The sequence below is a fragment of the Candidatus Nanopelagicales bacterium genome (assembly GCA_018003655.1).
Lineage (GTDB): Bacteria > Actinomycetota > Actinomycetes > S36-B12 > UBA10799 > JAGNDY01.
Window position 1 is genome coordinate 1 of the sequence record JAGNDY010000009.1, and the last position, 12,048, is coordinate 12,048.

The following is a 12,048-nucleotide window of genomic DNA, read 5'->3' on the forward strand; positions in this document are numbered from 1 at the left end:
GGACGGGATGGCAGTGCACGAGCTGCCCATGCAACACCGTCCGCCAGGACATCGCGCTCTACCCGGAACTTCACGTCGTTTTGCCTCTCATCGTGCTGCGTCCAATTGTGCTACCCGCATCGTGTCATGCCAACGGGCGAAAGTTGTGTTGTTTTTGTCATCACATGTTCGCTGTGGAATCTGACCCTTCCATGGATGGATTAGTTGTAGTCATAGGGGCTGTGGATTGTGTGGATAAGTGCAGTCCGTGCAGGTCGCCGTTCGAGAATGACAAGCGTGGAAGATGTGCGCGGCCCTGGTGACAGGGGATGGACGGTGGTGGACGGCGTGCGCTAGTCCCCAGGCGAGGTGAACGACAACTCGAGTCATCCCCCGTTTTCATGTCGTTCACCTCCAGTCGTCCACAGAGTTATCCCCAGCCTGTGAATACAGGGTGTTACCAACCGGATGTGTATGAACACTTGGAGTTACTGAGGTAAACCTCAGTTGGCTAGCCGCGAGCTGCAGTCTTGATCCGACTCGTCAGTTCGGTGACCTGGTTGTACAGATTGCGATCGTCAGCGAGGTTGCTGGCGATCTTCTGCTTTGCGTGCATGACCGTGGTGTGATCCCGACCGCCGAAATGCTTGCCGATGTTCGGAAGGGACAATTCAGTCAGCTCCCGACACAGATACATGGCGATCTGACGAGCCTGAACCAGCGTTCTGGTGCGAGATGGTCCGCACAGGTCATCGATTGACAAACCGAAGTACTCGGCCGTCTGCTGCATGATCAGGGGTGCGGTGATCTGGGGCCCGTGCTGGTCGGCGATGAGGTCCTTAAGGACCAGTTCGGCTAGCGAGACGTCGACCGGAGAACGATTGAGGCTGGCGAATGCCGTCACCCGAATCAGGGCACCTTCAAGCTCTCGAATATTCGTGGCGATCTTGCTGGCGATGAATTCAAGAACGTCGGGGTTGACCTCCATCCGCTGCTCGGCGATCTTCTTGCGCAGGATGGCGATGCGCGTCTCAAGGTCGGGAGGCTGCACGTCAGTGATCAGGCCCCACTCGAAGCGCGAGCGCATCCGATCCTCAAAGTCAGGAAGCTGCTTTGGCGGAAGATCGGACGTGACCACGATCTGCTTGTTCGCGTTGTGCAGCGTGTTGAACGTGTGGAAGAACTCTTCCTGGGTCTGGACCTTGCCGGATAGGAACTGAATGTCATCGACCAGCAACACATCGACGTCGCGGTAGCGGCGCTGGAACTTCGCGGCTTTGTCGTCGCGGATCGAGTTGATGAACTCGTTGGTGAACTCCTCGGAGCTCACGTAGCGGACCTTCGCACCGGAATAGAGGGTGCGGGTGTAATCGCCGATTGCGTGCAGCAGGTGGGTCTTACCCAAGCCACTGTCGCCGTAGATGAATAGCGGGTTGTAGGCCTTGGCTGGCTGTTCGGCAACGGCAACGGCCGCGGCGTGGGCAAAGCGGTTACTCGACCCGATGACGAAAGTCTCGAACGTGTACTTGGGGTTAAGGCGGTGACTGTCGTCTTTGCGGGAGCTCGGGCTGCCGGCACCCGGCCGGTTCAGCTCACGAACGTCGATCATCTGGCCGTTTTGCTGGGGGAACTCGGAGGACGCCGGGCTCGCCGGTGGTTTGTGGTGGGCGTACGTGCCATCGGCCAGGTTGTCGGTGGTCTCGTCATCCAGGCCGTGGGCGATCGCCGGATCGACCACTATCTGAAGCCCCATAGGCTGTCCGAGTACTTCGCCGAGGACCCGCACGACGTGTGGCTTGAGATGAGACTCAAGGACGTTGCGGGTGAACTCGTTCGGGGCCGCGAGCATGATCTGGGTCGAATCGACGAACCGCGGCACCGTCAGCGCGACGAACGCCCGCTGCTGAGGAGACATCGCGTCGTCGTCAGCAAGTCGACTAAGGGTTCGATCCCAGATCTCCGTGACATCAAGAGTGTTTTCCACGGGCTGGTATGCCTCCCCATCGACTGCAAATTGCCTCGAACGTGTGCACACGGCACTGACCGTGAGCACTTGCGATCCTGCGTTACGTGCCGAGCCGATGGCTCTGACACAAGCTGTTCTGACTTGCGGCGACTCTGGTACCCAGATTCACAGACCAGATCGTCATTGCCATCGCTGCGATGGTTGGCTGCTTCCCAGATGCCGCTGCGCCGACAGTAACCGCCGATTTGGGCGAGCCACAAGGGGTTATCCACAAGTGGTGTGAATTTCGTTGACGTTATTCACTTTCGGCCTCGGCGAGTCGCCAGCACAACGGCCAACCAGCAGTCCAGTGTGCTTCCCCACAACTTCGGGGGCGGGGTCGCACTTGCGCCGGGGCGTGACCTACTCTTGCCAGTAAGTTCCACCTGTCCTGCCCATGATCTGAAGTTCGGCCGTGCCGAACGGGAGTTGTCCTCATGAAGCGCACTTACCAGCCGAACAACCGCCGCCGTCACAAGAAGCATGGCTTTCGCCTACGCATGCGGACCCGCGCTGGCCGAGCGATCGTTTCCGCTCGGCGCCGCAAGGGCCGGTCAGAGCTGACGGTTTGATCGGCGAGCCGGCGTGCTTCCCGTACGATCGCGGCTCAAAGACCGGAACGCCCTCGCGTCAACCATCCGGCGAGGCCAGCGTGCTCGTCATCGATCGCTAGTTATCCACTACCTGCAACCGCAAGCTCAACCAGTTCCAGACCAACCTGGGCAGGACCAATCGGAACAGGTGCCCCAGATCGCCTTCGCTGTGAACAAGGCGGTTGGCAACTCCGTCGTCCGGCACCGCGTCGTCCGGCGACTGCGCCACGTGATGGTCGGACACCTTGCTGAGTTGCCGACGGGAAGTTCACTTGTGGTCAGAGCGTTGCCGTCGGCAGCAAGTGCCTCAAGTGCCGATTTCGACCGCGATATCAGCGTCTTACTCCCCCGGGTGGTGAACGCATGAACGCACCGCAACCATCGTTGGTGTGCCGCGTGGGCACTCGAACAATGCAGGTGTTGCACATCATCGGGCTACCGTTCGGGTGGTTGCTGATTGGCATCATTCGGATCTATCAACTGGTGCTGTCTCCCTTACTCGGACCCAAATGTCGCTTCCACCCCTCATGTTCGAACTACGCCATCGGCGCGGTTCGGACCCACGGACCGGTAAAAGGAAGCACACTGGCGACATACCGAATCTGCCGATGCCACCCGTGGCAACTCGGCGGAATCGACCCCGTTCCTGCCAAGGGCGCATGGCGTCCGGACATCAATCTTGACGGCACGCCCCGCAATTCCGGGGATGGCAGTCACCTATCAACGTCGGAGTCGCAGTGTTCTTACTGACTTGGCTGGAATCTGCTGTTGCCTGGGTCCTGGTCGCCTGGCACACGATTCTCTCGCCCATATTCGGGTCCGGGAACGGCATCACCTGGGTGCTGTCGATCGTCGGTCTCGTCGTCGTCATTCGCGTCGCCTTGATCCCGCTATTTGTCAAGCAGATCAAAGCTCAACGTGGCATGCAGTTGATCCAACCGAAGATCAAAGAGATCCAGAAGAAGTACGCCGGCGACCGCGAACGCCAGTCGCAAGAGATGATGAAGATCTATCGGGAAACCGGTACGAATCCATTGGCGTCCTGTTTACCGATCATCTTGCAGGCACCAATCTTCTTCGCACTTTTCCGTGTGCTGCAGGGGATTGCGAGCAATCCGCCCAAAGGTGTCGGCCCACTGTCAACGGATCTGGCCCAGCAGGCACACGATGCATCAATTTTCGGTGTCCCGATTTACGGAACATTCGCACACGCTGCTGAGACTCCGAACCCAGGCCTGACCAAGGCCCTCTGCGTGTTCTTGATTCTGGCCATGTCGATTACTACGTTCATCACCCAACGCCAGCTGGTCATCAAGAACAGCGCGCCAGACAACCCGATCGCCAAACAGCAGAAGATTCTGGTCTATGTCTTCCCGTTGATCTTCGCCTTCGGTGGCTTCAACTTCCCGGTTGGTGTGCTCATCTACTGGACCACCACCAACCTTTGGTCGATGGGACAGCAGTTCTACGTCATTCGCAATAATCCGCAACCCGGAACGCCCGCGCACGAGGCCTATGAGAGGCGTCAGAAGGACAAGGCTGCTCGGAAGGCGAGCAAGGGCTTGCCGGCAGTTGCCGACGCTGAAGCCGCTGAAGCACCTGTCGAAGATGCGACAAATAAGGGCATAACGGTACAAAAGCGGCAGCAGCCAAAGCGTAAATCCAAGAGCAAACGAGCCCCAGCGAAGAAACCAGCTTCGCAACCTCCGGGGCCAAAGACCACCGACAAGTAACACCGCCATTCCGTGGCATCGGTGGTTCGTTTCACGTGAAACGAACGGCCGTTCGCCGCAACCAGAGCGCAAGGAGACAAGATGACCGTCAACGACACCGAGACCAAGCCCGAAGCAACCGAGAAGCCAACTCGTCTCGAGCAACTCGAGCGGGAAGGTGACATTGCTGCCGACTACCTGGAGGCACTACTCGACATCGCTGACCTTGACGGCGACATCGATATGGACGTCGAAGGAGATCGCGCGATGGTCGCCATCGTCGGCGAATCGCTGCAGCAACTGGTCGGGCCCAACGGCAAGGTGCTCGACGCGCTGCAGGAATTGACGCGCTTGGCCGTGACTCAACAAACGGGCGACCGGTCACGACTCATGCTGGATGTCGCAGGACACCGCGCGGCGCGCCGGGAAGCGCTGACTGAGCTGGGCACGGAAGCCTGTGATCGCGCCAAGTCTGAGAATGGACCGATTCGGCTGGATCCCATGACCCCATTTGAGCGGAAGATCGTCCATGATGCTGTGGCCGCAGCGGGTTTGATCAGCGAGTCCGAGGGTCAAGAGCCGAACCGTTTTGTCGTGGTGATCCCAGCTGAGTCGGCGAGTGAGTAGGCGTCCGATTCACTTGTTTCACGTGAAACGGATTGCTAACCCGCGTGGATGATGGCTTGTCCGCATCGGCGGTTGCTGCTCAGCGGTACCCAGATGTGTTTGAAACTCTGCGCCAGTACCGAGACCTTCTCGCCAACGAGGGCGTGGAGTGGGGGCTGATCGGTCCGCGTGAAGCGGATCGCCTGTGGGATCGCCACCTGCTCAATTGCATTGTCGTGGCCGATCCCGCCGAGGGTATTGTGCTCCCTAGCGCAACCGTGATCGACGTGGGATCTGGTGCCGGACTGCCAGGAATTGCTTGGGCGATCGCGCGCCCCGATCTGCAGGTGACCCTCGTGGAGCCGTTGGCCCGCCGAGTGCGCTTCCTTGAACTCGCGGTCGAACGATTGGAACTCACTGATCGCGTGGATGTCTTTCGTGCTCGAGCAGAAGTCTGCCCTCCGGAACTGCGAGCGGACGTCGTGACCGCGCGCGCTGTCGCGTCCCTACCCAAGCTTGTCTCTCTCCTGCTGCCGTTGACGACGCCCAGTGGCTGCGTGGTTGCCTTCAAGGGCCAGAAGGCCGCAGAGGAAGTCGACGAGGCGGGCCAGGAATTGACTCAACGTGGGGCACAATCAGTACAAGTGCGCCAATGTGGCGTGAACTGGCTCTCCCCGGCCGCAACCGTAGTGATTGTCACCGGCAACGCACCGACAACTTCTGAAGGGACTCGTCGTGGCAAGAATCGTCGCCGTCGCTAACCAAAAGGGCGGCGTGGGGAAGACCACCACCACGGTAAACGTGGCAGCGGCGCTCGGTCGGTTAGGCCTCCGGACCCTCGTCATCGACATTGACCCGCAAGGTAATGCGACCCAGGCCATGGGCATTCGTCGCAGTGGTGACGCGGTGACTGTCTACGACGTGCTTGTGGATGGCACGCCAGCCAGCCACGCGATCCAGCCAACGAGTGACCCCGGGGTCTGGTGCCTACCGGCATCGGTCGACCTGGCTGGCGCGGAGGTCGAGTTGGTTGGGTTGCCTGAGCGCGAATCCCGGTTGGCGACGGCACTCGACGCCCTGTTTGCCTCCGCGCAGACGGAGGAAAGCGGCGAGGAAAGCGGCGAGGTACAGCCCTTTGATGTCGTGTTGATTGATTGCCCACCGAGTCTGGGACTACTGACGATCAACGCATTGGCCGCCGCGCACGAACTCTTTGTTCCACTTCAGGCAGAGTTCTATGCCCTGGACGGCGTGGGGCAGCTCGTTCGAACGGTGGAACTCGTGCGATCAGCTCTGAACCCGGACCTGCGGATCAGCTTCGTCGCTTTGACGATGGTGGGTGATGCAGGTCCAGGCCAGCAGTTCGTCGTGGACGAGGCGCGTGCGTACTTTGGGGACAATCTCGCGCGGACGATGATTCCACGTGATCCTGCGCTGAGTGCCGCGCCGAGCGAGGGCAAGACCATTTTGAGCTATGCGCCATCGTCGCCGGGCGCCATCGCGTATTGCCAGTTAGCAGAAGAGCTGCGAGACATGGCGATAGTGGGACAAAAGGGATATAACGAACAAATCGAGGTGGGTGCACGATGAGTGCCAAGCGTGGTCTGGCCGCTCTGATACCGACGGCACCGGGACCGGATCGTCGAACGATGCGCGATGCCGGCCCACCGGACCAACTTTCCGTCGAAACGACGGTCGATGTCACGGACCAGTCCGGCCCCGCGGTGGTACATGGTCTGGAACTGGTGACCGTCGCTGTGACCGATGTTGCGCCGAACCCGCGTCAGCCCCGAACCGAATTCGACCCGGACGCATTAGCGGAGTTGGCACGGTCACTGCTGGAGGTCGGCTTTCTCCAGCCAATTGTTGTCAGACGGGTGGCCGCTCGTTCGAGCCGCAAACCCCACTACGAGTTGGTCGCCGGTGAGCGCCGCTGGCGGGCGGCAACGGCGGCGGGCCTCACAGAGGTGCCCGCCCTGGTTCGCAGCACCGAGGACGACGAACTGCTGCGGGAGGCGCTGCTGGAAAACCTGCAACGAGTGGCGCTCAACCCATTGGAGGAGGCCGCCGCGTACGAGCAGCTGCTCGCCGACTTCGGCGGGACGCATGACGAGCTCGCTGTCCGGCTCGGCCGGTCGCGCCCACAAGTGTCAAACACCCTGCGGCTATTGAAGTTACCGCCGACCGTGCAACGTCGGGTTGCCGCTGGAGTGCTGTCCGCAGGTCACGCGCGCACGTTGCTGTCCCTGGCTGACGAGGCCGCGATGGAACAACTCGCCAAGCGGGTAGTCGCCGAGGGGATCAGCGTTCGCGGGCTTGAGGAGATCGTCGCGGTCCAGGCGAACAGTCCTGCCAAGAAGACCCGCCGATCAACCGCCAAGCAGGTGCTGCCGGAGTTGGCAGCCGTTGGGCAGCGTCTCGGTGACCTGCTGGAAACCCGGGTCCACGTCAGCATGGGGCAAACCAAGGGCAAGATTGTCATTGAATTCGCGGGAATCGAGGATCTCGCCCGAATCGCCACCGCACTGGGTGACACACCCGAGCTATGAGGCGGGCTCGCGCTTTTGTTGGTGCGACGTGGGACGGTTGTTGGTGCCGACTTGTGGTTGCTCCGCGCGACTGACCGAGTACTTTCGCCACCAGATGATCGTCAGGAACAGGAACAACAGGAACAACAAACCTGCCGCGACGGTTGAGGCGAGCGTGTTGAGCCAGGCGTTTGACGCGGAGAGTGCGTAGGCGCTCTCGGCGTCCTTCGAAGTCCACAAGGCTTCGACGACCAAGCCCTCGCGCACGTCTGCCGGTGGGTTGTCCCGGTACACCACGTTCTTCTGGACCACGCCGGCGGTGAAGCTGTCCTCCGGAATGTTCACGGTGCCTAACCACTCGCAGCTGCGGAACTGGCTGTTCCCGCCGACGCAGCGGTAGCTATCGAAGGTGTAGCTGACGCCGACGCCGTGGCCGCGGTGAGCCCCGAACGAATCTGTGAGGCCGGGAGCCAGTAGCAGCAACGTCATGCCGAACATGAGCATCGCGACGGTGCAGGCAACGGCGATACGCAGCGCGCGACGGGTGGCTTCCACGGTCGTATCGTGTCAGTCGCGACCGGCTGCACGCCCGACGAGGGCGCTTAGCAGTTCACCCATGCTGAACTCGCTAGCCGCAACCGCCTGCGGATAGAGCGAGGTTTCCGTCATTCCCGGTGCGGTGTTGACCTCAAGGAACCAAGGAACGCTTTGGCTGTCGACGATGAGATCCGACCGTGACCAGTCACCGAGGCCCAGCGCACAGTGGGCAGTCAATGCCGTTTGACAGGCTGCTTCGATGACGGAGTCCGGCAGCCTGGCGGGGACAAAGAACTCAGTCGTACCAGCGGTGTAGCGCGCGCTGTAGTCATAGAGGCCGGAATCGGGAACGATTTCGACCGGTGGCAGCGCCGTCAAGCCGTCGTCCAAATCAGCGACTGAAACGGCGATCTCAGTACCGCTCACGTGCCGTTGAATCAAGACAACGTCGCCGTAGGCGAAAGCCGCGACCATAGCGCTGGGAAGCTGCCCGGCATCGTTGACGACTGTGACACCCAGTGCCGATCCGCCTCGGTTGGGCTTGGTGACGAGCGGGAGGCCCAACTGTTCGACGATCGCGTCGAGCAGCGCCGTCGCGCCGAGGTCGCGGAACATCGACTGGGGTAGCGCGACTGCAGCGGGGAAGTGGACACCTGCCTGTTCCAAGAGTGATCCCGCGACGGCCTTGTCGAATGCGCGCCGACAACCGCTTGCGTTGGAACCAACAAATGGAACGCGCAGGGCAGTAAGGACCTCCTGCAGCGATCCGTCCTCACCAGCGGCACCGTGGACCAGCGGAATTGCGCAGGCCGGGGAGTCGTCGCGCAGCTGCGCGAGCAAGTGCGCATCGATATCGCTTACCTGGGCGTCGAAGCCGGCCGATCGCAACTCCTCGGCCACTCGCCGGCCCGACCGTAGGGATACGTCACGCTCCGGCGACAGACCACCAGCGATAACCACAACCCGATCGTTCATGGATTCCTTTCGCGACACTGTTTGCGTTTGGTGGGTGGACGACAGTTGCAGGACAGCGCTCAGGGAGTCTCCGGAGACGGTGTTTCCGGTCCGAGTCGCAGATGGGCGCCGGTGTTCGACGAGGGACCAAACGTCTGCACCAACTCAAGTTCGGAGTCGACGATCGCCGATAGCCGACGCACGCCCTCGCGAATTCGGTCAGGCTCAGGGAAGCAGTAGGACAGCCGCATCGAATCACGGCCCTGACCGTCGACGTAGAAGCCGGTGCCGGGCACGTAGGCGACCAGCCCAGCGATGGCGCGCGGCAGCATCGCCGTTGCATCCAGGCCGCCCGGCAGCGTGACCCACGAGTAGAAGCCACCCTCCGGCACGGTCCAACTCGTTCCTTCCGGCATCAGCAATTCCAGCGACTCCAGCAGCGCGTCGCGGCGTTCTCGGTACAACTCCCGGAAGACCTTGATCTGCTGCTGCCAGGCGTTGTTGGCCAGGTACTCCGAGACTGTCAGTTGGGAGAAGTTCGACGGACAGAGGACCGATGCCTCCGACGCGAGGACCAACTTCTCGCGCACCCCGTGCGGTGCGAGGGCCCAGCCGACCCGAAGGCCGGCCGCAATCGTCTTGGAGAACGATCCGAGGTAGACCACGCCTTCGGCATCTTGGGCACGGATCGCCTGGGGCACCTCGCCGTCGAATCCGAGCAAGCAGTAGGGGTCGTCTTCGAGTAGCAGAATGCCGGTCCGTTGCGCGATCGCCAGGATCTCGGCCCGCCGAGCCGGAGGCAGAGTCACTCCCATGGGGTTGTGGTAGGTCGGGATCGTGTAAATGATCTTGGGTCGCTTACCCTCGGCGACCACGCGCGTGATGGCCTCGTCGAGGGCCGCTGGAATCAACCCGTCGCCATCGGTGGCGACGTGGACGACCTCGCATTGGTACGAGGCGAACACTCCGAGCGCCCCGACGTAGGACGGTGACTCGACCAGCACGACATCACCGGGATCGCAGAAGACCCGAACTGTCAGATCCAGCGCCATCTGGGAGCCGGTGGTGACGACCACGTCATCTGGGTGCGCATGGATACCGGACAGTTCCATGACCTCGCAGATCTGTCCGCGCAGCTTCTCGTCACCTTGGCCGGTGCAGTACTGCAGGGCCGTGGGGCCTTGTTCGCGGATCATTCGGGCGACGGTGTCCGCCATTGCGTCGAGCGGCAGCGCAGAGACGAACGGCGCGCCGCCAGCGAGGGAGACAACCTCTGGGCGGGCGGCGACGGAGAACAGCGCACGGATGGCAGATGCGGTCATGCCCTGGGCGCGCTCGGCGTATGAGGCGACCCACGGGTCGAGCCGCGATCCACCGCTGACCCCAGGCACGTTCACGTGATCATTCAACCCTGCTGCCCTCCTCGCATACGCCGTGGTCCCCGCCTACGATGCCTGATAAGTCCGTTCGGAGGGAAACTCTTATGTCGTTGTCAGGCGCGTCCAAAGTCGTCGTGGTGCTCGCGGTGGGTGCTGTCGGTGGGTTTCTGCTCGCCCTGCTTAGGCCGCGGACGCGACCGCATGCCCTCATTCGGCATCCGTCTCCGGAGTGAAATAGCGAACCACCGCCCCGGCGATTGCTTCGGCGATCACGTCTCGAAATGTTGCTTCCGAGAGCCGACTCGCGTCGTGCGCACTGCTGACGTAACCGAACTCCACCCGGACGGCGGGCATCCGGGTCATCCGTAACAGATCCCAGGTCTTGGCGTGGGTGCGGCAGTCGGTGAGGTCGGTCCGTCGGACGATTTCGGCTTGCACCGTGTCGGCGAACCGTTGGCCGAGCACCGACCGGTCCTCGTCGTGGCCGAAGTAGTAGGTCGAGATCCCCGCCGCGTTGCCGGTCGGCTCCGCATCGACGTGTAGCGAGACGACCAAGTCGGCCCCGTTGTCGTTGGCGAACTGGGCACGGGCAGACTCGTCGACCTCGTTGTCCATCTCGTGACTCATCGGCCGCGACATCAGCACCTGGGTGCCGATCGCGGCCAGCCGACCCTCGATCCGTCGGCTGACGTCGTCAGCGACGATGGACTCGGCGAGCCGGTGGCCCACATGGCCGTAATCAGGGCCACCGTGGCCGGGGTCGAGGACCACAACCTTGTTGGCCGCTCCGGTCTTTGTCATCGAGTGGTAGTGGTCAGATCGCAGCTGCTGGGGGGTGCCGCCGGTGACCGTGCGGTTGAGGCGATCGAGTTCCCGCCACATCTGCGGACCACACGTTCCGTCCACGTCGATGCCGACGTTGCGTTGGAACTCGCGGACCGCGGAGTCGGTGTCAGGGCCGAAGATGCCGTCGATCCGGCCGGGGTCAAAACCCAGCGAGTTCAGTCGGCGCTGCAACTCGGCGATGTCGTCGCCAGCGGTCAAGTGGCCGTAGGTGAACGAAATGACGCGGTCACCGAGGTTCCATCGGGCCTCTTCGATCCGGCGGAACGTCTTGGAGCCGACGATCCCATCGACGGTTATGCCGCGCTGTTGTTGAAAGACCCGAACCGCCGCATCGAGGTCTGCATCAAATTCGTCAACGGAGTCCCCGGAATCCACGTTGACGCGCAGAAGCCCGAGCCGCCCTAGGCGGTCTCGGACCTCTGCGACTGCCGCACCCGTGGCCCCGCGAGATAGCTGCAGGCCTGGGAGCGCGGCAAGAGTCTGATTCACCCTGGCTTAGTTGATGAAGTCGCCAAGGTCGGCGAGCAGGGCTGCCTTCGGCTTGGCACCGACAATCTGCTTGACGACCTGACCGCCCTGGAAGACGGCCATCGTCGGAATCGACGTGATGCCGTAAGAAGCTGACGTTTGTGGGTTCTCGTCCACGTTCAGCTTGGCGATGGTGATCTTCTCGCCGTGGGTTGCCGCGATCTCTTCCAGGATCGGCGCAATCATCTTGCACGGACCGCACCATTCCGCCCAGAAGTCGACGAGGACTGGTTTGTCGGAATTGAGGACGTCGGCCATGAAGGTGGCGTCGGTCACCTGAGTTGTTGTGCCCATGTGGGGTCTCCTTGCCTCGTTGCCGTTGCTCTGGTTGAGACTACGGCGCTTGGGTCAGCGGTGGTCGTGTGCCACGCACGTCTTTGT

Annotated in this window: 14 protein-coding genes; 8 read left to right on the forward strand and 6 right to left on the reverse strand. The window is 61.9% G+C overall.

The window, feature by feature from the left end; all coding sequences use genetic code 11:
* Positions 1-490 precede the first annotated feature (490 nt).
* The gene (dnaA, locus tag KAZ48_03015; GenBank protein MBP7971745.1) at positions 491-1,936 is read right to left on the reverse strand and encodes a chromosomal replication initiator protein DnaA; all 1,446 of its coding nucleotides are present in this window, start codon (positions 1,934-1,936) and stop codon (positions 491-493) included.
* Positions 1,937-2,421: 485 nt separating this feature from the next.
* Here dnaA and rpmH point away from each other — a divergent pair, with 485 nt between their 5' ends.
* From rpmH to KAZ48_03055, 8 genes are all read left to right on the forward strand, one after another.
* On the forward strand, positions 2,422-2,556 hold the full coding sequence (gene rpmH, locus KAZ48_03020) for a 50S ribosomal protein L34 (protein ID MBP7971746.1): 135 nt from the start codon (positions 2,422-2,424) through the stop codon (positions 2,554-2,556).
* 13 nt (positions 2,557-2,569) lie between these two features.
* Entirely contained in the window at positions 2,570-2,944 is a 375-nt protein-coding gene (gene rnpA / locus KAZ48_03025) for a ribonuclease P protein component (GenBank protein ID MBP7971747.1), read from the forward strand.
* Positions 2,945-2,988: 44 nt separating this feature from the next.
* Positions 2,989-3,327 (forward strand): membrane protein insertion efficiency factor YidD, encoded by a 339-nt coding sequence (gene yidD / locus KAZ48_03030; protein ID MBP7971748.1) that lies wholly within the window; start codon positions 2,989-2,991, stop codon positions 3,325-3,327.
* Positions 3,315-4,310 (forward strand): membrane protein insertase YidC, encoded by a 996-nt coding sequence (gene yidC / locus KAZ48_03035; protein ID MBP7971749.1) that lies wholly within the window; start codon positions 3,315-3,317, stop codon positions 4,308-4,310. Before yidD ends, yidC begins: the two co-directional genes overlap by 13 nt.
* Positions 4,311-4,391: 81 nt before the next feature.
* Positions 4,392-4,916 (forward strand): single-stranded DNA-binding protein, encoded by a 525-nt coding sequence (locus KAZ48_03040; GenBank protein ID MBP7971750.1) that lies wholly within the window; start codon positions 4,392-4,394, stop codon positions 4,914-4,916.
* Positions 4,917-4,960: 44 nt separating this feature from the next.
* Entirely contained in the window at positions 4,961-5,656 is a 696-nt protein-coding gene (gene rsmG / locus KAZ48_03045; GenBank protein MBP7971751.1) for a 16S rRNA (guanine(527)-N(7))-methyltransferase RsmG, read from the forward strand.
* Positions 5,631-6,485 (forward strand): ParA family protein, encoded by an 855-nt coding sequence (locus KAZ48_03050; protein MBP7971752.1) that lies wholly within the window; start codon positions 5,631-5,633, stop codon positions 6,483-6,485. The genes rsmG and KAZ48_03050 overlap by 26 nt, the downstream gene beginning before the upstream one ends.
* Positions 6,482-7,444: a ParB/RepB/Spo0J family partition protein gene (locus KAZ48_03055; GenBank protein ID MBP7971753.1), complete on the forward strand. Its 963-nt coding sequence runs from the start codon at positions 6,482-6,484 to the stop codon at positions 7,442-7,444. The genes KAZ48_03050 and KAZ48_03055 overlap by 4 nt, the downstream gene beginning before the upstream one ends.
* Here KAZ48_03055 and KAZ48_03060 read toward each other — a convergent pair.
* From KAZ48_03060 to trxA, 5 genes are all read right to left on the reverse strand, one after another.
* On the reverse strand, positions 7,439-7,978 hold the full coding sequence (locus KAZ48_03060; protein MBP7971754.1) for a hypothetical protein: 540 nt from the start codon (positions 7,976-7,978) through the stop codon (positions 7,439-7,441). The genes KAZ48_03055 and KAZ48_03060 overlap by 6 nt on opposite strands.
* A 12-nt stretch (positions 7,979-7,990) precedes the next feature.
* Positions 7,991-8,935: a D-alanine--D-alanine ligase gene (locus tag KAZ48_03065; GenBank protein ID MBP7971755.1), complete on the reverse strand. Its 945-nt coding sequence runs from the start codon at positions 8,933-8,935 to the stop codon at positions 7,991-7,993.
* Between the two features lie 59 nt (positions 8,936-8,994).
* A complete protein-coding gene (locus KAZ48_03070) occupies positions 8,995-10,236 on the reverse strand; it encodes a PLP-dependent aminotransferase family protein (GenBank protein ID MBP7971756.1) in 1,242 nt (413 codons plus the stop codon).
* A gap of 264 nt (positions 10,237-10,500) precedes the next feature.
* Positions 10,501-11,628, reverse strand: a complete 1,128-nt coding sequence (locus tag KAZ48_03075; protein ID MBP7971757.1) for an N-acetylmuramoyl-L-alanine amidase — start codon at positions 11,626-11,628, stop codon at positions 10,501-10,503.
* 6 nt (positions 11,629-11,634) lie between these two features.
* Complete coding sequence (trxA, locus tag KAZ48_03080) at positions 11,635-11,961, reverse strand: thioredoxin (GenBank protein ID MBP7971758.1); 327 nt, start codon at positions 11,959-11,961, stop codon at positions 11,635-11,637.
* Positions 11,962-12,048: the final 87 nt, after the last annotated feature.

Bases quoted from the DNA above. Each gene is read 5' to 3' on its own strand.
- rpmH (MBP7971746.1), top strand. From the start codon at position 2,422: ATGAAGCGCACTTACCAGCCGAACAACCGCCGCCGTCACAAGAAGCAT.
- yidD (MBP7971748.1), top strand. From the start codon at position 2,989: ATGCAGGTGTTGCACATCATCGGGCTACCGTTCGGGTGGTTGCTGATT.
- KAZ48_03040 (MBP7971750.1), top strand. From the start codon at position 4,392: ATGACCGTCAACGACACCGAGACCAAGCCCGAAGCAACCGAGAAGCCA.
- KAZ48_03055 (MBP7971753.1), top strand. From the start codon at position 6,482: ATGAGTGCCAAGCGTGGTCTGGCCGCTCTGATACCGACGGCACCGGGA.
- KAZ48_03065 (MBP7971755.1), bottom strand. From the start codon at position 8,935: ATGAACGATCGGGTTGTGGTTATCGCTGGTGGTCTGTCGCCGGAGCGT.
- KAZ48_03070 (MBP7971756.1), bottom strand. From the start codon at position 10,236: ATGACCGCATCTGCCATCCGTGCGCTGTTCTCCGTCGCCGCCCGCCCA.
- trxA (MBP7971758.1), bottom strand. From the start codon at position 11,961: ATGGGCACAACAACTCAGGTGACCGACGCCACCTTCATGGCCGACGTC.